We start from the raw sequence: 21,109 nt of genomic DNA, 5'->3' as shown, positions 1-21,109 counted from the left end.
CATTTTTAAAATGTTTAAAACACTAAAAAAATTATATAACTGGGTATTAAGCTGGGCAGATAAAAAAAGTGGCCCTACTGCTTTGTGCTTCTTTTCAACAACAGAAGCCATATTTTTCCCTGTTCCACCAGATCCTCTCCTTATGGCTTTGTGCCTTGGAAACAGGACAAAAGCCCTTTTCTTTGCCTTTTTATGTTCAATTTGCTCTGTCGCAGGTGGTTTGATTGGTTATTATATCGGATATGGATTATGGGAATTAACGAAAAATTTCTTTTTTTCTTACATTTTTTCAGCTCATACTTTTGAACGGGTTAGCATTCTATATAATAATAACTCCTTTCTTGCAATTTTTACAGCTGGTTTTACACCAATACCTTATAAGGTTTTTACAGTTTCAGCAGGTGTATTTAAAATAAACATCTTTATATTTTTTTTAGCATCAATTTTATCAAGGAGTTTAAGATTCTTCACTGTTGCAATACTTTTAAAAATTTATGGTGAAGGGATAAAAAATTTTATTAACAAATACTTCAATTTACTCTCTATAATTTTTATCTTACTTTTAATAGGTGGTTTTATACTTTTAAAAAATATATAAATTTTTTAATTAAAGTATAATAAAATCAATTCTTGAAGTTTCATAACCTGTTCTTTTAAAGTATCCTTCCATGTAAATGACTTTCCCCTTTGGTATTCTTAAATTTTCTCTCAAATCATTTATCAGTGTTTCGAATCTTTTTCTTGTTAGTTCAGGATTCTGACCATAAACTATAACTTCTACCTTCACCTTAGCCTTTTCTTTAATGATACTTCTCACTTCTTCCAAAAGATTATAATTTTTTATTTTATTTGAATTTTTTTCAAAAACTTCATTTCCGTCAATTGATATTATCCAGTTCACACCATCCTGCCAGAGAATTCCTGAAAGTTTAATGGATTTTTCAGGTGTTTTTACAATATTTCCTGCCTCATCCTGAACCTCAGCAGTATAGAAATATAAAAGACTCACATCTAAAATTTCCCCTTTTCCATTTCTACCATCCCATTTAATTTTTGAAGGAGGTTCATCCTCTCCTGAATATACTCTAAAGATGTTTCCTTTTGCATCAAGTATAGTAAGTTTCCAGGTTTTAACATCTCTTCCATAAAAGGGATAAAATATTCCAACTTCTCCCTGAACTATACTTTGGAGCCATGGTTTTCTCAACTCTTCTGAAGCAAGAGAAGGAAGAGGAGATTTTATTATCCCTTTTCCAAATCTATTATCAAAGATATAACCTTTATTTTCGAATGGTTCATATGCTGCATCAAAAAGGTCAAAGGTCAGGTTCCATATGGGTTTTCTCTCCTTGATTTTACCTTTGAACTTACCTTTTATTTCCACTTCCTCCTGGGATGTTTGAGTTCCCTGACCATAAATATTTAAAGAAATTATTAAAAATAAAAGTTTAAAAATTCTTTTCATATTCTTTTATTCAAGAACAAACTTAAAAGTTATATAACCTGATTGAATAACTTTTTCTTGTAATGCTTCAAATTTCCAAGAGAGAACCGCTTCTTTAACAATATTATCCCAGTTTGGGTAACCACTCGTGCCTATAACAAGAACATTCTTTCTAACTGTTCCATCAGGTTCTACTTCAACCTTTAAGGTAATAACAGCCTGAACACCTCTTTCAGCTGCCCAGGAGGGATACTGGGGTATAATTTTATTCATAATTTTCCTACCAGCTATTGAGCCTGAAATTTCAACTTCTATCTTTTTTTCTTTTTTCTTTGTTTCAGGTCTTAAAGAAAAAGAAGGAGAGGTCACTGGTTGAGGTGGAGGAGGTTCCTCTGCTTTAACTTTAAGCTCTATCCTTCCACTTCCATAAGCTCCACCACTTCCTCCACCAGGACCCCATGGGGCAGCTCCACCTGTGCCTAGTCCAGCTTCAGCAACCTGTTTTGATATATCAATAGTTGGCTTATAGGCAGGTCTTTTCAATATTTCTGATGTTGCTACACCCTGACCTACAACTATTTCAGAACCAATTCCTGTTTCCTCTGCTTGAAGAGACTTTAAATCTATTTTTGCCTGAGGTCCTATTTCCTCTGTTACGGACTTTATCTCTATGTTTTTCAAAGGAACAATTGGACCAGGTTCTATTGACAATTTTCTTGAAATTTCAATTTTAGGTGCTTCAATTCTTTGTTTTATATTTATATTTGGAAGCGGAGGTGGTTTTTCTATTGTATGTTGAATTGCTGCAAATAAATTGGGTTTATGCCTAACTTCTGGGCCAGGTTTCTTTTCCTCCTTTTGAACTTCCTTTTTCTCTGCTTCTTTCTCTTTTGTTTCTTCTATTAAAGTAACAGAAAGGGAAGTTCTTTCGGTATATATCTCCTGTCTTAAAAGTAGAAGTAAAAATATGATTATATGTATTATTATTGAGATTATAAAACCTACATGATCTGAATATCTTGGGGTTTTATAAATATACCTATATGCTTTTGTAGTTGATACTTTCATTTTTTCTTCCTTGTTCCAAATGCAATCTTATTAAATCCTTCTTTATCCTCTAAGGTAAGCTCAGCATTCAATTTTTTAATCTCTGATAAAACTTTCATAACTATTCCATGAGGAGTTCCTTTATCTGCTCTTATAAGTAAAAGTTTATATGGATCTTTTTCCGCCTCTTCTTTTAAAATACTTATATAATTATCCCATAATACTATTTTACCGTTAATAGCAATTTTTTCACCTCTTTCATCTATATCAAGAGTAACTACATCTGCACCTCTTGGTTCAACAGTTTCAACATCAGGTAATATCACCCTGAAAGGAGCTTGTTTTATAGCGAGGTATGTAGTTGCAATCATAAGGGTAAGTAAAAGTGTAAAGGAAATATCACACAAAGGTGTAACATTAATTTTGGCAAATTCATTATTATTCATTTCATCTTACCCTTTTTAATAAAGCAACTTCCCTTGCTCCTTTTTGTTTTGCAAGATCAATAATTTCTACTACTTTTCCGTGTTCTACCTGTGAATCAGCACTCACAAGAACAAGTCCAGTTGCACTTCTTATAAGTAAATAGGGAAGTAAAGAATCAAGTTTATTAAAATTCACCGGCTCTTCATTCAATAGAATGTTTCCATCAGCTGAAAGATGAATATTTACTTTAAACTCTGTCATAGTCTGTTCCTGAACATTGGGAGCTTTTTTCACTTTTGGTGAAGAAACAGTAAGCCATGTCTGAAATATTGTAACCGCTCCTGTTATAAAAATTAAAACTAAAATTAAAGCGATATTTATTGCAGGTGTTAAATCTATTTCAAAATCACTTTCTTTTAAAAACCCCTTTTTTCTTTTCATTAAACTTTTTCCCTTTGTTCTTTAACATAGATCATAAAATTCATAATTTCTTCAGCAGAAACTTCAATTCTTGCCATAAGATGGTCAATTTTGTTCCTAAAATAATTATACATTATAGCACACGGGACTGCAATAATAATACCAAGAGCTGTGGTCAAAAGAGCAACAGCAACACCTTCCATCATAGCTTCAGGTCCTACTGTTGCCCCCATCTTAGCTACTGAATAGAATGCCTGTATTATCCCAACCACTGTCCCGAGAAGACCAAGGAGTGGAGCAATATAACTTATTGTTCCAAGAATATTTAGTTTTTTTGAAAGTTCAAGTCTTGTAAGCATCAAAGCGCTTTCCAAGATTGATTCGAGAACCTCTTTGGGATATTGAATATTCTCTGCAAGAAGATTAACTACCTTTGCGAATGGTCTATTAATAGCCGAACTGAAAGCTTTCAATTCCTCAAACCTTCCTTTTTCTATAAGTATTTTAGTTCTATCAATAAATTTCTGTTCCTCTTTTTCTGAAAGCCTGCTGTATGCAAGTAATCTATCAATTATTGCCCATAATGCAATTAGTGAGGCAATTTCTAAAACTAACATAAAGGGGTTTAAAGCTAATTTTAATATAGGTTGTCCGAGTATCATTTTAAAATAAATTTTTTCTTATAGAGAATTGAACTCATTGTTTCTTCAAAAGATTTGCTCTTGATAGAGCATCCTCTTTTATAGCTGGGTCACTTGTTACCTTCGCTATTGCTTCATAAATTTGCGCAGCATTTCTTGAATCACCCTTAATCTGGTATAGACTTGCCAAAGTATATAAACCTTTTATTCTATAAATATCATCTATATCCCCGAATTTTAAAAGTGATAAATAATAACTTATGGCTTTATCAATCTGGCCAAGTTTATTATAAGCCTCTCCTAAAAGATAATAATATCTTGATGCATATTCTTCAGTCGGAGAACTCTCTTCAAGAGTTTTAATAGCTTCTCTCAGCTTACCGAGATTGAGTAAAACTTCACCTTTTAAAATAATACCTTCCTTTGCAGCAGGAGAAGAAGAATAGTTTCTAATCAGTTTATCAAGAACTTCATTTGCCTTTACATAATTTTCTTCCTGAATCAAACCCTGGGCTTCAACTTTTAACATTGTCGGAACCTCTTCATGTTCAGGAAAATACTGGACAAATCTCTCAGCTTCTTCTGCCATTGCTTTAAAGTTATTTAATGAACCGTAAGAAGCAATAACAATTTTTTGAGCCTCTGCCGCATTAATAGATGATGGAAACAATAGTATAACCCTCTTTGCTTTTTCAATCGCATCCTCGTATTTTTTATTATTGTAAAGTGTAACTGCTTCATTATAAAGTCTCTGAGCAAGAAGTTCACTTTCCGGAAATTCCTTTGCATAATCCTCAATTCTTTCAGGCTCCTTTTCAGATTTAAAATAATAAACCTGTTCTAAAAGTGATTTAGCATCTTTTACCAGAGAATCATCCGGGAAAACTGAAAGAAACTTTTTTAATATATCTCTTGCATTATCATAATCCTTCATCGTGTAATAGGTTGAAGCAAGCCTTAAATAACCTTCTCTCACAAGATCATTTTCAGGATACTGTTCAAGTAGAATTCTGAAATAAGATACAGCTTTTTCAAGTTCACCTGCTCTAAAATAAGTATCACCAAGCCAGTAGGCAGCATATCCAGCATATTTTGTACCCGGATACTCTGAAAGAACTGCCTCCCATTCCTGAACTGCATTTCCATAAAGATTTGCTTTTGCAAAAGCATCACCAGCATAGAATAAAGCCGCTGGTGCAAGGAAAGATGAAGGATAAAACCTGACAACATCTTTAAAAGTAAACGCCGCACTTTTAAACCTATCTCCTCTCTGTGATTCATCCTGCAACAGAGCACAAGAATTATAAATTGCCACTCCTTTACCAAAAAGGGAAGAAGTAAGTGCAAGTGTATCTTTTTGATATGAAGATATAACAACATCAAATTTTTGAATTGCTGCATCATATCTTTCACTTTCCAGATAACACCAGCCAAGACCATTAAAAACCTCTGCCATAATATCAGGGTCTCCACTCTCAATTAATTCTTCATAGTATTTTGTAGCCTTCTCAAGGTCTTTTTCTTCATAGTAAGCTTCAGCAAGCATCAATTTTAGCCTTGCAATCCATTTCTCAGCGTAGCTATTATTTATTCCATCAAGTTTATAAATATCACTTTTTAAAAATTCTTCTCCTCTAACTATTGCTTCTTTTGTTTCTCTTGAATCAATCATACATTTTAATAAAAGAACATATGCAGCAGGCAAAATGTATGACTTTGGATAATATTTAATCAAATTTTCAAGCTGAAACTGGGCCTCAAGTATCCTTTTATCCCTGTATAAAATACTTGCTGTAAGATAATCTCCTATACCAGAAAATTCACCTGTCATATAAGTGTTTGAAAGTTGTTTAAAAGTTATTAAGGCTTGTTCCTTATTACCTGTCAATAAATATGTTTTTCCAAGTTCCATATGAGCAAGTGGGGCTGAACCAACTTGTGGGAAATCAAAAGCTGCTTTTAAAAGATACTTAATTGCCTTTTCATAGTCCCCCATTTCCCTTAAAACAATTCCTCCCATCAAATAGGAGTGTGCAACAAGAATTTCATCAGGGTGACCAAGAAGGGAATTTAAATATGTAAGAGCTTGTGCTTTATTCCCCAAATGAAGTAGGCAAACGCCTATTTTATATTTTGCATAGTCAACAAGGGGGGAAGTACCAAAAGATTCAATAAATTTTTGGTAAAGGTTTAAAGCACCTGTGAAATCATTATTTATAAACATTGCTTCTCCTGAAACATACGCAGCATATTCTGCAAGTGGAGTAAAAGGATATAAAATCTGAATTTTCTTAAATTCTTTAAGAGCATCTACCGGTCTTCCCAATCTTGCAAGTGTCATTCCCTTATAGAAAATTCCCACTCCACTTATTGCATTCTTTAATTTTTCATAAGAACTTTCATAAATTTCTTGAGTAAAATAATAAATACCCTGACCTTCATTAACTCTTATATCTGACACATAAGAAGGAAAATCTTTTATCTTTTCAATCAGATAAAATTTTGCTTTATCATAATGGCCTAAAGCAAGGTGAATAATTCCAAGTGCATATAAAACCTCTGGATAAATATAGGTTTTAAAGGATTCTTCCTCCAATTTTTCAAATATACTAAGGGATTTTTGATAATCTCCAAGATTGAAATAACATTCACCAATCCTGTAAAAAATTTCTCTTCTCATCTCTTTTCCTAAATTTGTTTTCAGGACCTTTTCATACATCTGGATAGCATCCTGGTATAAACCTTCATGAAAAAGTGTTTCTGCATCTTCAATCAGCTTAATTTCCTGAGGAGAAAATAAAATACCTATAAAAAATAGTTTTAAGATTGTATTAATCATTTTTGTTCAATTTCTTCTTTTTCTTCTGGAACCTTACCCTTTTCTCTATAAAAAATTTCACCTTTTGGACCCAGGGTTTTTACCTCCGCAAGAAATCCTGAATCAGTTAAGACGCTTCCGTCCTTTTGAACAACTCTAAATTCATAATAATAGGATCCATCACTTACAAGAATTCCAAGGTCATCTCTTCCATCCCATAAAAGTTCCTTAGCAGGTTCTCCAAAGTCCTTATAAATTCTCTTTATTTCTCCTTTAGAATCTTTAATAACAAATTGCCATTTTTCAATTTCATGCTTTGTTTGTGTAAAAAGGTCTATTCTTAAAATATTGTTCTCTCTTGACCTCGGCGAAAATACCCTAACATTAGGAGAAACCTCAACTCTAAAGCCAGCAAATTGAAACCATAGGGTTATAAAACCTGTCAAGGGAAATAAACCATTACTCTCATACTGATAAGCACCACCAAAATCAATTCCTATTTTCTTACCGGGTAATTTAAGGAAAACACCTGAACCTGCTGTGAAATTATACTTCGAAATTCCTATTCTTAAAGAAAATAAGTCAATCGGGTAATATTCTATCCCAAAAGAATAAAAGTTCTCATTCCAGCCAGTAATAGAGAAAAAGTCTAAAAGCAAATTCAATTTCCCTTCAAATAGATTTGATGATAATCCAGCTCTTAAAGTTAATGGAATTTCCTCGGATTCCTCAATAAGTTTGTAAGGAACATTTACTGCATTAACAAGAGATAGACCTATTTTATAAATATTTTCAGGAAGAATTATAAATCCAAAATCAAAGGAATGACCCATTGAAGCATACCTTGAAATAGTTTTATAAAGTAATTTATACGACAATCCCATATCAAGATATTTTGAAAATTCCCTTGCATAGGAAAAATAAAGTGCAGATTCAAAATCGTTAAAATTTCCTCCAAATCTTCCATCTGGATCCACAATTTGTGTTTTACCTGAATTGATAAATAATATAGCAAAACCAAAACTTCCAATTTTCAAAGTTGGTCTAACATAGGATAACCAGCCATACTGTCCACCAAGTGGTAAAGGGCTCTGTGAAAATTGAATTTCCTGGGGATTTGATTCAGCAATTCCTGCAGGATTGTAATAAATTGAAGCAGGATCTCCTGTGAGTGCTGTATATGATGAACCAAGTGAAAAAATTCTTGCTGTTGGAGCATGAAGCATAAAGGAACCCGGGACTCCCCAGGTTCCGAAAATAATCAAATTTAAAAAATTTATAATCACCATATCACAGAAATTGTTTTTCTTTTTTTATAAACAGTCCTTGCACCTTTTACTGCATTGAGAATTAAAACATAAGCACCACTTGCAACCTTTTTACCTGATTCATTTTTTCCATCCCAGGTTATAACATGTTTGCCGGATGTAAGTGTCAAAAGTTTAAATTTTCTCACCGGGTGACCAAATAAATCATAAATAAAAACTTCAACATCTGATGGTTCCGGAAGGTAAAACTCTATTTTAAGCTGTTCATATTTTACCCCCCCATACTCAACATTACCAAAAGGGTTAGGATACACTATAAAAGTATCACCCATGGATACAAAACTATTAACATATATGGGTTCTGAGTAAAAGGGTGCTGTTCCAATCTCATCAGTCACTTTTATCTTTATTACCTCATTTGAAGCCTGTGTGCAATATCTAAGATAAATATCCACAATACCCTGATTTAACTGAATTTGTGAATCAGAAAGAAAACCTGAGGCTCGCTGGTTCAAATTCGTAGAAAAAACAGGAGTTAAAAAAATCTTATGATTTGAGTTTGTTTGACTACCTGAAGCATCATAATATCTTACAATAAATCTAAAAAGTTGAGTACAGGAAAGAATTGTATCAGGGTCAACCGTTATATTATAAAAGCTTCCTCTTATATCAAGTAATTCTTCCCTACTTTGTATGCTGTTTCCACTATCATTCAAATAGCAAGAATAAAGACCAGAAGTAGAAATATTCATAGTAAAGGTGTCTCTTCCATCATTTAAATTAATAATATTAGGAGTAACAGAGCTACCCTGTGGAAGTGGTGTTTCAAACTCTAAGGTAACCTGAAGATTATTTCCAACAACCCTATTGTAATAATAATCACAAGCAAGTGCTTCAAGCCAAAAATTTGAACCAGAGGGGTGAGGTTTAAGTTTCTGAATCTTCCCAGAATTTGAATTTCCCGGATCAAATTGTTCACTTATCCTTATACCTGATGAATCCCAATTTTCCAGTATCAGAAGTTTTGAATAATTACCTGCCTGAACATGAAAATAAGGAGAATTTGTGTTAAATCTAACAGTATCTCCTCTAAAATTGGGATTGCTTGGAACCCCCATTAATATTCTTTTATCAGAGGGAGTAAACTGGTAAGGCATTGTTGCTCTCCTGAAAACTGCGGAAAAAGTTTTTGAAGTTTCACCCGGTAAGAAAGAAATTGTATTTGAAATAGTTGCATGAGGGTCATCTGTATAAAGGTTTACATTTAAAGTATCTGAATATGAACTTTCATTATAATATATATCTGTAAGTTTTATAGTGAAATTTACATTCTGACCAACTTGAAAAATTGGTAAATTAATTGAACCTCTCCCCTTATTCAAACTGTCTCCCGGAAGATGACTTTGGGTATTGAATAATAATAAAATTCTGTTTGGGGGTTTTGGATTAGCCAGAAAAGAATTACTATAAGCATTACCTGGTATACCTGCTACATAAACTGAATCTCTACCTGCTTTAAAAATTCTATGTTGACCTTGATAGACTCCTCCTATTATATTTCCAGTATTTGGCGAAATTAAATTGTTACTATTTGCAATAAAAAAGGAAATAGGACCGTCCTGATCAGCTGTCACTGAAATAGTCACAATATCACCAACTGTAAAATTAGAAGGAGTAATTACAAAATTTGTTATTGTAGCATTAAGAAAAAAACTCAGAAAAAAATTTAAAAAAAATTTTTTTTTCATCTTTCTAAATATTTATATGTTCTGAAAGCCATAAGAGTCTGTGTCTCTTCTATTCCCTGAATTTTTTGAATTTCTTCTGCAAGTATATCACCGAGTCTTTCATAGCTATCAGTCTCAACAATTGCAAGAATATCAAAAGGACCTGTAACCATAAAAATCTCCCTTACTTCATTTATATTATAAAGCTTTTGAGCAACAGAAGGAACTTTTCCAGGTTGAACTTTTATTAAAACAAAAGCATAATGCTTATTTGGCATTTAAAAACTCCTCCCTTTTTTGTTGGATTTGAACCATTTTTATTTCTTCAGGTTTAAAATTTCCTAAATCAGTAATTATGTATTTTATTAAATTAGGAGGAGTTAAATCAAAAGAATAATAAAGAATTTTATAATCTTTGGGGACCCATTTTGTTTTTCCCCATCCTCTAACTTCTTCCCCACTTCTTGTCTCAATTGGAATATTTTGCATGCCTCTTAATTTAAAATCTATGGTAGATACTGGAGCTGCAACATAAAAAGGAACACCATATTCCTTTGCTGAAATAGCAAGTGAAAGAGTTCCTATTTTATTTGCAACATACCCATCTTCTGTTATTCTATCAGCACCAACTATAACTGCATCAATCTCACTCTTTAACATCAGAAAAGATGCCATGCTGTCAATTATAATTGTAAAAGGAATTTTAGATTTATGTAGTTCATAAGAAGTTAATCTTGCTCCTTGGAAATAAGGTCTTGTTTCAGTCACATAAACATGTTCAATATTTTTCCGTGATTTATATATAACACCTAAAGCAGTTCCAATACCTCCTGTAGCAAGTTTTCCTGTATTACAATGCGTTAGAATTCTCTTATATTTATTACTCTTAAATATCTTATATCCGTTTTCACCTATTTTCTCACATCTTTCCTTTTCTTCCTCAAAAATTCTTTCAACTTCTTTTAAAAGTTCTTTATATCCTGCACCTTTTTTAATTAATTCTTCTAAAATAGAAAGTATAAAATTCAAATTATAGGCTGTTTTTCTTAAAGAAAGAAGTTCATCTTTCATTTTATAAAAACTATCAATTTTAAAATTCCTCCTGAGTCCAAGTAAAATTCCATAAGCACCTGCAATACTAATTAAAGGAGCACCTCTTAAAATCATTTCTTTAATTGCTTTTTTAACATCAGAATAACTTCTTGCCTCAAAATAAGTCTCCTTTTGAGGAAGCTTTCTTTGGTCAAGTATTAAAAGAGAATTATTTTTAAAAATTAAGGGATCTGGAATATTTCTCATTTTTTGATTTTAAGAAAAATTTTTTCATAAAATCTACCTATGATTTTATTATTTTTCATCGCTCAAATTACATCAGAAACACAGAAAATAATATATTATGAAGTTCCCTCAAAATTTATCCCTTATATTTCAAGTTCAAAGGCTTATATGGTTCCTGAAAACTATAAAATAAGAAAAGGAGATATCCTCCATATAATTTTTTTTGGGACCTATAATCAAGTTTATATTCAGCAGGTTACTAATACAGGTGAAATCTGGATAATTACAACACCAACATCATTGAAATTTTCATCTTCACCCCTTACAGAACCCCTTACAGAAGTAAGTGGCCCCAACCTCGGTTTCTTTAAAGTTGACGGTAAAACTTTAAAGGAAATTGAAGAAGAAATAAATAAAAAAATAAAAGAAAAGTTTGAAGGAACCATAGCAAAAGTCTATCTTGCTGAAATTGCACCAATTGAAATTCATTTAGTAGGAGAAAAAGGTAAAAGAGGAGTTTATCATTTTGAAAGTTTAAAAAGAGTTTCAGAATTTTTAAAAGAAGCAGGTATTAATGATGAAGTTAAACTTGTTCTTTTAAAAAGAAATAGTAAAATTGATACACTTCAAATGGAAAAATACTTTAAAACAGGTGATCTCTCTCAAAACCCTTATTTAGAAGATGGGGACATAATAATACTATGGGATTCAAAATAATATTTGAAACTTTTTTAAAATGGAGAAAAGTTTTTTATATATTCTTTATACTTTCAACACTAACTGTTTTAATTGTCTCCTTCTTTATACCAAGAAAATATATTATAAGTACTACTTTAATGCCCTACCAGATTGAAGCAAAGGGTCAAACTTTACCTTCTGAATATTTAAGATTACTTGAAAACATACCTATTAGTTTCGGAACCTTTATAACTCCTTCAGATATCCTTGCTTCTCTTGCCAAAAAAGAAGAAGTTATAGTTCCAATGATCATAAAACTAAAACTTATTGATACTTTTAAGGCAAAAGATATAGAAGAGGCAGTTAAAAAGTTTAATAATCATTACGAAGTTAAAGTGGCTGAAGATGGAATGGTAAATATTACTTTTGTTTATAAACATCCTGAAACAGGAGTTAAAGTTTTAAATGAAATATTAAATAATCTTGAAAATTTTGTAAAAAAAATTCACAACCAGTTTTATGAAAAAAGAGAAAATTTGTTAAGGGAGAGATTTAAGGCTATTGAAAGCGAATTAAAAGCAATTGAGGATACATTAAAAACAATAAAATTGAAATATAAGGTACATAATATTGAAGAGGAATTCAAAGGTATCTTTCCAAAATACGCAGAACTGAAAAAGATGGAAATTGAAGCAGAAATTGATTATAAAACAATTCTCTCGGTAATAAAGGACACAAATAATGTGGAAGTTAAAAGAGCTAAAAAGAATTACTATGAACTTAAAAAAGAAATAGAAAATATAGAAAAAGGAGAAATTAATAGAGGATTTGGAGCTGGATTCGGACTTTCACTCAAAACAGTACCAGAAGTAAGTGTTAAATTAATGAAACTTTGGAGAAAAGATGAAGCTCTTTCAAGAGTATATCAGAATCTTTTGAATGAACTTGAAAACACAAAAATTGAAGCCTCGAAGGATATTCCATTTTTCAGCATAGTCTCAAAGCCAGGGTATTCAAAGTATAACAGAAAACCAAAAAGAATTATAGTTTTACTTGGAGGGTTATTTTTGTCTTTATTTTTTGGTATCCTACTTATATATTTCCTTGAATTTTCTGATAGAATAAGAAATGATGAAAGATTAAAATTCATAGGAGAATTTTTTGATACAATAGCTTCAGACCTCAAAATTAGAAAATAGATTTAAAAACGGAATTCCAATTCTAAACCACTTTGTAAACTACCTTTTTCATCTTTTTCTGTATAAATTGAAAGAGTAGGTAAAATAAAATATTTTATAAGATAAAGATTCCTCGAAGGATTATAAAGTGCTTGAGAGTATTTAAGATATACCTTTTCACTAACATATGTTCCAACAGTAAATACAGGATCACCTTTTAAAAGACCTGTTATTAAGAGTTCTTTAATTTTTAACCTTTTCCTAATTTCCGTAGAAACTGTCCCTTCAATAATGGTTGAGCCAATTAATTCTGAACCAAAGGTAAGCATCTTAAATAACTCAGTTTCAGTATAAATTGGAGGATCAGATCTTAAAGAAAATTCAGGTGCAGATAATTTACCTTTTGTTATTACTATAATTTTTACTTTCTCTCTATTTATAGGATTAAAATAATAGGTTTCAGCCTCAATAAAAAGCTCTGGATCAAACTTATCCTCACCTTTCAATTCCACATAAGAATTTCCCCTTATATCAAAAATTCTTCCCAAATAAAAAATATTTCCCCTTTTGACATCAAACCTTCCTTTAAAAACTTTCCTCGTAAAATCAGGAGATAAAATAGAAAGATTACCTCTCAATTCAGCATTTAAATATTCACTTGTTATAAAAATGTTTTCTCCCTTTAGGTTTAAATTTATACTCGTTTTAGAAAATCTATTTAAAGCCTCTTCTTCAAAATATGGATAAATAAAAGCTTTATTTATCAAAAGATCACCCTCTATATAAAGACCTCTCTGATCCTCTTTATAAACTATCTCACCATTTACATCAGCCTCTATATTTGGTATGGGATAAATATCAACTTCTTTTAAGCTCACCTTACCACTAACACTAAAACCGTTTCCATCAAGACCAAGTTTTCCTATACCACTTCCTCTTAATCTCCCATTTCCACTTAATCCAGTAAAATCATAAAGAAAAGTATCATTTCTGAAAACAAGGTAAATATGAATATTGGTAAAATTCAAAGCAACTGGATAAAATACACCAGAAACATTTTCACAATTTACCTCAGCAATATAATCAAATTTATTATTTTTTATATTTCCTTTAAAATTAAAATCATAATCACCCCTTTCAAGATTAAATAAGTCTTTTACAAAAATATTAAAGTCATTAATACTAAAGTCATTTCCATATATTTCAAAATTGTAATTTCCTTTATGATAATCCAAATTCAACTTACCAGTTTTTTTATTACTTATGAAATACCCATTGCCTTTGATTGAATCTTTACTACTTATAAAAGAAAAATTAAAGGTATCTATGTTTAAAAATTTATAAAATAAATTCTTAACATTTATTTTACCATCTACTAAAACAAAAAAATTATCTTCTATTTTAAATCTAACTTGAGAGCTTAATTCTCCTTTCAAATCCAGAAAAGGAATATAGGACAAATCACCCCCCTTAAGATTAAAATAAAAAAGTTCATTTTCCTTTTTTATTTTTGAAAACCCATTTAAAAATTTTAGCGAATCAAATGAAATATCAATAGAAGGACTCAAAGATAAATATCCATTACTTAATTTAATCTTTTCCCTTTTGTCCTTTTTAATAAAAAATCCCTCTTCTTCAATACTACCTAAAAAAGGAAAAATTCCCTTTAAAATAAAATTTATACTGTCAAAATCAGAAAAAAGTAGTCCTAATAAATCTAAAGACATTTTAACACCTTTAAAATTTAACTCTTTGGAATAAAAATTAACACTATTAATTCCCTCATTTCTTGAACAAGTAAAATTAAGAGTATCTATTAGAAAATCTTTAATCAAAATATCTTTAAAAATTCCCTGTGCTATAATATCAAAATCTTTTTCTTTTATTTTAAGTATTCCTGTTGCTTTTAAATCAAAATTATCAATAAAATTCAAGAAATTTAACTTATTCAATATTTCTTGAGAAATTTTCTCAATTTTAAAGGTTATATCTCCATCCCCCTTTTTTCCATAACTCTCTAAAAAATCTGACCTTATATCAAAAGAATCTGGGTCAAAGTAAAAATTTTTATATATACTTCCTCTGTAAAAAATTTTATTAAATTTAAAATCCCTGTAAATAAAATCAGTTAATAAAATATCCCCAGAAAAAGTTTCCCTTTTAATATCAATAAAAAAATCACTTTTAATGCTCGATTTAATACCATCAAAAACAAAAGAACCCTGTAAGAAACCCTTAAGAGTATTATCCTTAAACTTAAAATTTGTGGTTATATTTAAAATATCCGACATAATATCCATTTTTTTAATTTCTATAACATTTCCATCAAAGCTTCCCTCTATGTTAGCATTTTTTACAAAATAATTTTTTATCTTAGAATCATTTAGTACTATCAAAAAATCTCTTTCCTTTAGATCCGCCTTTAAATTGAAGTCAAAAAGTTCGCTTCTAAAGTTTTTTGTAAAAATTCTAACATATTTTCCTTTTCCTAAAATGCTTAGTTCGCATGTAAGGTTATAAATAGTGGGAGAAGTAAAAAAAGTTTTAAACTGGTATTCCCTTCCTTGTATATTTAATGAAAATTTAAAATTTTCTAAGAAATATTCACGGTTTCTATAAGTCAATTTAATTTTTCTAATTAAAGCATTATCAATAAATAAAATTAAAGTTCCTATCCTTTCTTTCTCCTCTTTTTTCTCTAATTTTAACTTTTTATTTACAAAACTTATTAGGGAATCAAGGTTAAATTCTACATACTCAACATCAAGCGATCCTGCATTTTTAAAAAAAACAAGTGCAAAAAGATTGAAATCAAGATTAAATCTTTCAATTTGAAACCACCTTGTTTTTAAATTTTTAAAAGAAAAACCAGAAAGATTTATAAATGATTCCTCTATTTCAACATTTTCCATTAAAAATTCTTCCAATCTCTTTTCTATATCCTTTTTAGTTTTCCATATTGCAAAGTTATAAGAAATATAGATTAAAATCCAGATAAAGATTAAAACCGGAAAAAATATCAAAAACCTTTTGACTTTCATTTCAATTTTATATTATAAATAAAAATGAGAAATTTTGAAAAAGCTTTAACTTTTGATGATGTTTTAATATTACCAGGCAAAAGTAATGTTTTGCCCCATGAAGTTGATCTAAAAACAAAATTTTCAAGAAATGTAGAGCTTAATCTTCCCTTTGTATCAGCTGCTATGGATACAGTGACTGAATCTCAAATGGCAATTGCAATGGCACAAGAGGGTGGAATAGGAATAATTCACAGAAATATTAGCTCTGATGAGCAGAAAGAAGAAGTAATAAGAGTCAAAAGGTATGAAAGCTGGTTTATAAAGGAACCAATAACTCTTCCACCAGAAGAAAAAGTTGAAAAGGCAAAAGAAGTAATGGAAAAATATAATATATCGGGTATTCCCATAGTTAAAAAAGACAAAACTCTCGTTGGGATAGTAACAAAAAGAGATTTAAGGTATATAGAAAATTCAAAAATTGCTATTGAAAAAATTATGAAAAAGAATGTAATAACTGGCAGAGAGGGTATTACAGTAGAAGAAGCACATAAAATTCTTATAGAAAATAAAATTGAAAAATTGCCAGTCGTTGATAATAATGGGAAACTTAAGGGATTAATTACTCTTAAAGACTTATCAAAAAAAATTGAGCATCCTAATGCGAATATTGATGATAAGGGAAGATTAAGAGTTGGAGCTGCAATTGGCACAGGGGATGATTGGGAAGAAAGGTTTTATAAATTGTTAGAGGCTGAAGTTGATGTGATTGTTATTGATACCGCACATGCCCATTCAAAAAGAGTTATTGATGTAGCAAACCTAATAAAAAAGAAACATCCAGAAGTAGAACTTGTTGTTGGAAATGTAGCAACTCCAGAAGCAACAGAAGATCTTGCCAAAATAGATGTAGACGGAATTAAAGTAGGTATTGGACCTGGATCAATATGTACAACAAGAGTTATTGCTGGTATTGGAGTTCCACAACTTACAGCTATAATGGAGTGTTTCAAAGTTTCTAAAAAATATAAAATACCTATAATAGCTGATGGAGGTATTCGTTACTCAGGAGATATTGTAAAAGCCCTTGCAGCTGGTGCAGATTGTGTAATGATGGGAAACCTTCTTGCAGGAACTGAGGAAAGCCCGGGTGAAATTATAATACATGAGGGAAAAAGATATAAAACATATAGAGCAATGGGTTCAATCTCTGCTATGAAAAAAGGTTCAAGGGATAGATATTTCCAGGATAAGGCTATAAAGTTTGTTCCTGAAGGAGTTGAAGGAATGGTTCCATATAGGGGCTCTGTCCGAGATGTCCTTTTTCAGCTTGCAGGTGGAGTTAGAGCTGGAATGGGTTACATTGGAGCCAAAAATATTAAAGAATTAAGAAGAAAATCAAAGTTTGTAATAATAAGTCCCTTTGGATTAAAAGAAAGTCATCCACATGATATTATAATAACAAAAGAAGCACCAAATTACGAACCTCCTAAATATCTCTGATCTTTCTCTGTGCTACTGTAAAAAATAAGGAATCTTTAAAATTATCTATAATATATTTTAGAAAATTTTTGGCTTCTTCTTTTTTCCCTTTTTGAAGTGAAATTTTATAACCCTCAAAATATAAACTTGCAATTAAATTTTCATCAAGAAGAGTATCTTTTATTTCAAAAAATTCTGCATTTTTAACTTTATTTTTTAAATTAAAATAATTTTTCCATTTTTCACCTATATTTTCCTTTATTTCAAAATCAAAATTGTTTTCTATTTTTTCATTTATCTTTATAATCATTTTGATATCTTCTTTTTTTTCAAATTTCAAAAGGTAATATATGAATAAAGCTTTATAAATATCATCATCATCAGGATACCTGAGGATAGCTTTTGAAAGCAAAGAATCTGCCTTTTCTTTTCTATCTAAATAGATACTGATTTTAGACCTTATAAGTAAAATATCAAAATAATTAAAATTTTTTAAAATTGAATCAGAAATTTCATAATTACCAAGATAATAATTAATTTTACCTATCTCAAGTTTTTCCTCTTTTATCTTTGAAAGATTATTTACTAAAACTGATTCAGCCTTTGCTTTTTTTTCTGAAAAAATAAAATAATATAAATCTGATAAAATCTTTAATTTTTCATCATTACATTTTTCCTTTAAATTATAAGCCTTTCTATAATCACCTATTTTTAAATAAAAGTTTAATTTATCACAATTATTTAAATTTTTTTCTAAAAAATTTTTAAAATTTATAGGATCTTTTTTATATAAAAAAACTATTAAAGAATCCCTTTTTTCTTTTTTTCCTATCAAACTGTAAATTTCAATCACATAATCAAACTTTTTTCTCCTTGAAAATTCTTGTAAAAAAATAGGAAAGAGTTCTTTTATTCCATACTCCTTTGTTTCCCTAAATATTCTCTCTATGGATTTTTCATCCAAAACTCCCAAATAATCAAGAAAAATATCCATAAATCCTGATTTATTCTTAATATTCAAAAATTCTTTCCAGAAATCTTCATAATTTTTTAATTTTAAAAGCACAGAAAGATATTCTCTTTCATATAACATTAAAGTGTTAAAAATTTTCCTTGATTTTTCAATTAAAAATTTAAGATCTATTGGTTCACCATATCTTTCCAAGGTTTTTATAACAGAGTATACAATAGATGGATCTTTAAAATATTTAAAAAGAGTATCAGAAAAATTATTGAATTCTTTTGATTTTTTTTGAGAGGAAAGGGATATAAGAAGGTCTGATAAATAAAGTAAATTTCTCTTATTCCCTTTAAACATTTTATAAGAAATCTCCTCAAGTTTGAAAAAATTTTTATTATTTAAATAGGATTCCCTGAGGTTAAGATATTCCCTTTGTGAAATCTGAAAGAATATTAACGAAATAAAAAGGAGAGCCACTCAAATAAGAGAAAGTGTATTCTTCCTATAAGAAGTGAAACACGAGCCATTACTGTGTATCCAAATGATGCTCCAAAAGCAATCATTATAAAGGTAATCCCTATTTTAGCTAAAATACCGAGTGGACCTTTATGCTCTTTTGAGAAAAAGAAATAAATAAGGGTTGTAACAGTTGCAATAATTATTATTATGTTATTAAAGCTACTAAAAAGATCTCCCGTGTATAGCGGAAGTAAAGTGCCTTGGATTTGTGGAATAACATAACCTTGTAAAGAACCTGTTATTCCGAGACCAGCAGCCATACCAACAAGAAAAGCTATTGACCATCTTGAAAGCCATGCTGAAGGTGGAATAAATCTTAAAAGCATAAATATTGAAAGTGTAATTGGTATAAATAGAATCCATTGCTCTGGACCAAAATGTAAAAACATTTTAAAAAATCCATACTCTTTAAAAAGTGGTTTAAAAGGTGTAAGTATTTTAGGCTCTACATCAAAAAACCATAAATATAAAAACCAGAAAGCTGCTGCTGAGCCCACATAAATATGTTCGGCCAATTTATAGAAGGGATTATCTTTATACAAAAAGGAAAAAATAGCAAGAGTTAAACCAGCAGCTATCCACATAAAAATTAAATCAATCATTTTAGTCTCCTTAAAGCAAAATATCCTATGTTTCCTAAAAGAATAAGTGCAATAATAATAATATGAATTACTGTCTGTGCGGTCATACCAGCATAGGCAAATCCCTTCTTATTAACAAGAATCTCATAATCAGCAGCCCCCCTTAACCCCCCTATTAAACCAACAATCTGACCAGCCTGATAATAAGGATACATATCAGGAGCTACAACTGCTGTTGATGTAAGAATTATCTTTAAACCAAACCTTGCTTGTCCAAACTGAACCCAGTAATCTCCTGTTGCTCCTGCTTCAAAACCTATAAGTAAAGCTATATCATTGTAATTATGAATGTTTTTCATTAATGGTATTGAATCAAGAGGTTTCCCCCTGTAATCAGAATTAAAAACCCCTCTTATCTCTTTTCCCATATTTAGAATAACTGCCGCAACTCCTGGTCTATAACCAAGAAAAACATAATCTTCTCCATATTTTTTATGCATTTCCCTTGCAACTTTTTCCAAGGCAATCTGACCAAGAGGAAGTCCAAGAGGCCAATGCCCAAGCATTATTACTTTAAAATTATTTCTAAAAAGATGGGTTAAAACCACTTCAAGAAGAGGTTGGAGTTCTGGCATACTTGCTGCATCATAATCTATGGATATCATAACAGCAGAACCTTCAGGTAATTTCTCAATAAAATCGTAAGCATTTTTAACTTCCTGAAGAGGCTCAAATTTAAATCCTTTTCGTGTAAGTAAGGGAATTGTAACACTGATAAAGACAATTAAGTATATAATTCTTCTATCAATCCTGGCTAATTTTTCAAAAAAATTTTTCATTTTAGATAAGTCCTTTCAATTCCAAGAATTATCCTTATAGACATCGCTATTGCTCCAAGTGATATTCCAATAAAAATACCTCTTTTAGCACCAAGCTGGGGAATATTCATAACCCAATCTGCTATAAAAGGCAGATACTTTTTAAGTAATATAGATAAAGGGAAAATTACTCCTAAGGATAAAATTGAAAGAACAAAAAATAAAGCTTTTTCGTAAGGGTTAACTCTTTGAATTCCTTCAAGAGCAAATATCAAGGCTATTAAAATTAAGGTTATTCCAATAAAATAAGGAATTGTCTCTTCACCCTTTGGAACTCTTCCAAGCATAACAAGACCTGCTGAAATAAGTAAAAGTGTTGCATTAAACGTTCTTGCTCTAAAGGCTCTATATGCTGCTGAGGCTATAAAAAACGCAAGTAAGGCAAACATTGTAGCACCGAGTGGAACAAAAATGTATGTATAAAAGTATCTCAAAAAAGTAGAAGTAGGAGCAAAAGGGTTCCCATGTTTTATTCCTGAATATATACCCCATATAAGGACTGTAACAAAACTAAGAATAAGAATTACTGAATAAGGAGCATCTTTTTCCTTTCTCTTTATTTTTCGGTAGTGGTATAAAAGCAAAGAATCAACACCGAGAATTAGGGTAAAACCTGAAACAATAATATACCAATCATTAAATCTTTCCTGAAGACTACCAAAGGGTTCATGGGGTATAAAAAGAGCTATTACAAGTAAAAGTCCTGATATAAAGGTAATTATTAAAGGTATTTCTTTTTTCAT

At 30.4% G+C, this 21,109-nt stretch carries 19 protein-coding genes; 4 read left to right on the top strand and 15 right to left on the bottom strand.

All coding sequences use genetic code 11. The annotated features are described in order from the left end of the window. Positions 1–10: 10 nt before the first annotated feature. Positions 11–598 (top strand): VTT domain-containing protein, encoded by a 588-nt coding sequence (locus ABIN17_00645; GenBank protein ID MEO0283569.1) that lies wholly within the window; start codon positions 11–13, stop codon positions 596–598. Positions 599–607: 9 nt separating this feature from the next. On the opposite strand, the gene ABIN17_00640 is transcribed toward ABIN17_00645, so the two are convergent. From ABIN17_00640 to mtnA, 10 genes are all read right to left on the bottom strand, one after another. Then, on the bottom strand, positions 608–1,465 hold the full coding sequence (locus tag ABIN17_00640; protein MEO0283568.1) for a hypothetical protein: 858 nt from the start codon (positions 1,463–1,465) through the stop codon (positions 608–610). A gap of 6 nt (positions 1,466–1,471) precedes the next feature. After that, entirely contained in the window at positions 1,472–2,512 is a 1,041-nt protein-coding gene (locus tag ABIN17_00635; protein MEO0283567.1) for an energy transducer TonB, read from the bottom strand. Further along, positions 2,509–2,937, bottom strand: a complete 429-nt coding sequence (locus ABIN17_00630) for a biopolymer transporter ExbD (protein MEO0283566.1) — start codon at positions 2,935–2,937, stop codon at positions 2,509–2,511. Before ABIN17_00630 ends, ABIN17_00635 begins: the two co-directional genes overlap by 4 nt. Position 2,938: 1 nt before the next feature. After that, entirely contained in the window at positions 2,939–3,358 is a 420-nt protein-coding gene (locus ABIN17_00625) for a biopolymer transporter ExbD (protein ID MEO0283565.1), read from the bottom strand. Next, a complete protein-coding gene (locus ABIN17_00620; protein MEO0283564.1) occupies positions 3,358–3,954 on the bottom strand; it encodes a MotA/TolQ/ExbB proton channel family protein in 597 nt (198 codons plus the stop codon). Before ABIN17_00620 ends, ABIN17_00625 begins: the two co-directional genes overlap by 1 nt. A 79-nt stretch (positions 3,955–4,033) precedes the next feature. After that, on the bottom strand, positions 4,034–6,817 hold the full coding sequence (locus tag ABIN17_00615) for a tetratricopeptide repeat protein (GenBank protein MEO0283563.1): 2,784 nt from the start codon (positions 6,815–6,817) through the stop codon (positions 4,034–4,036). Then, on the bottom strand, positions 6,814–8,085 hold the full coding sequence (locus tag ABIN17_00610) for a hypothetical protein (GenBank protein MEO0283562.1): 1,272 nt from the start codon (positions 8,083–8,085) through the stop codon (positions 6,814–6,816). Before ABIN17_00610 ends, ABIN17_00615 begins: the two co-directional genes overlap by 4 nt. Beyond that, positions 8,079–9,812 (bottom strand): FlgD immunoglobulin-like domain containing protein, encoded by a 1,734-nt coding sequence (locus ABIN17_00605; GenBank protein MEO0283561.1) that lies wholly within the window; start codon positions 9,810–9,812, stop codon positions 8,079–8,081. Before ABIN17_00605 ends, ABIN17_00610 begins: the two co-directional genes overlap by 7 nt. After that, positions 9,809–10,069 (bottom strand): Lrp/AsnC ligand binding domain-containing protein, encoded by a 261-nt coding sequence (locus ABIN17_00600; GenBank protein ID MEO0283560.1) that lies wholly within the window; start codon positions 10,067–10,069, stop codon positions 9,809–9,811. Before ABIN17_00600 ends, ABIN17_00605 begins: the two co-directional genes overlap by 4 nt. Further along, positions 10,059–11,090 carry an S-methyl-5-thioribose-1-phosphate isomerase gene (gene mtnA, locus ABIN17_00595; protein MEO0283559.1) on the bottom strand — a complete coding sequence of 344 codons (1,032 nt, stop codon included), beginning with the start codon at positions 11,088–11,090 and terminating at the stop codon, positions 10,059–10,061. The genes ABIN17_00600 and mtnA overlap by 11 nt, the downstream gene beginning before the upstream one ends. Positions 11,091–11,129: 39 nt before the next feature. On the opposite strand from mtnA, the gene ABIN17_00590 reads away from it, so the two are divergent. Beyond that, positions 11,130–11,786, top strand: coding sequence for a hypothetical protein (locus tag ABIN17_00590; protein ID MEO0283558.1), 657 nt, complete (start codon positions 11,130–11,132; stop codon positions 11,784–11,786). Next, entirely contained in the window at positions 11,771–12,946 is a 1,176-nt protein-coding gene (locus ABIN17_00585) for a hypothetical protein (protein ID MEO0283557.1), read from the top strand. Before ABIN17_00590 ends, ABIN17_00585 begins: the two co-directional genes overlap by 16 nt. Positions 12,947–12,948: 2 nt before the next feature. On the opposite strand, the gene ABIN17_00580 is transcribed toward ABIN17_00585, so the two are convergent. Continuing rightward, complete coding sequence (locus tag ABIN17_00580; protein MEO0283556.1) at positions 12,949–15,966, bottom strand: translocation/assembly module TamB domain-containing protein; 3,018 nt, start codon at positions 15,964–15,966, stop codon at positions 12,949–12,951. Between the two features lie 24 nt (positions 15,967–15,990). Here ABIN17_00580 and guaB point away from each other — a divergent pair, with 24 nt between their 5' ends. Beyond that, entirely contained in the window at positions 15,991–17,448 is a 1,458-nt protein-coding gene (gene guaB / locus ABIN17_00575; GenBank protein ID MEO0283555.1) for an IMP dehydrogenase, read from the top strand. Here the strand turns inward: guaB and ABIN17_00570 are convergent. The 4 genes from ABIN17_00570 to ABIN17_00555 form a co-directional block, all read right to left on the bottom strand. Continuing rightward, positions 17,435–18,745, bottom strand: coding sequence for a hypothetical protein (locus ABIN17_00570; GenBank protein MEO0283554.1), 1,311 nt, complete (start codon positions 18,743–18,745; stop codon positions 17,435–17,437). The genes guaB and ABIN17_00570 overlap by 14 nt on opposite strands. A 95-nt stretch (positions 18,746–18,840) precedes the next feature. Continuing rightward, complete coding sequence (locus ABIN17_00565) at positions 18,841–19,509, bottom strand: hypothetical protein (protein ID MEO0283553.1); 669 nt, start codon at positions 19,507–19,509, stop codon at positions 18,841–18,843. Next, positions 19,506–20,327, bottom strand: a complete 822-nt coding sequence (locus tag ABIN17_00560; protein MEO0283552.1) for a hypothetical protein — start codon at positions 20,325–20,327, stop codon at positions 19,506–19,508. The genes ABIN17_00565 and ABIN17_00560 overlap by 4 nt, the downstream gene beginning before the upstream one ends. Further along, on the bottom strand, positions 20,324–21,109 hold the full coding sequence (locus ABIN17_00555; protein ID MEO0283551.1) for a hypothetical protein: 786 nt from the start codon (positions 21,107–21,109) through the stop codon (positions 20,324–20,326). Before ABIN17_00555 ends, ABIN17_00560 begins: the two co-directional genes overlap by 4 nt.

The organism is candidate division WOR-3 bacterium (assembly GCA_039803925.1).
In the GTDB taxonomy this organism is placed as follows: Bacteria; Hydrothermota; Hydrothermia; order Hydrothermales; family JAJRUZ01; genus JBCNVI01.
The sequence above is the reverse complement of the archived record's forward strand: the minus strand, read 5'-3'. Positions and strand labels throughout refer to the sequence as shown.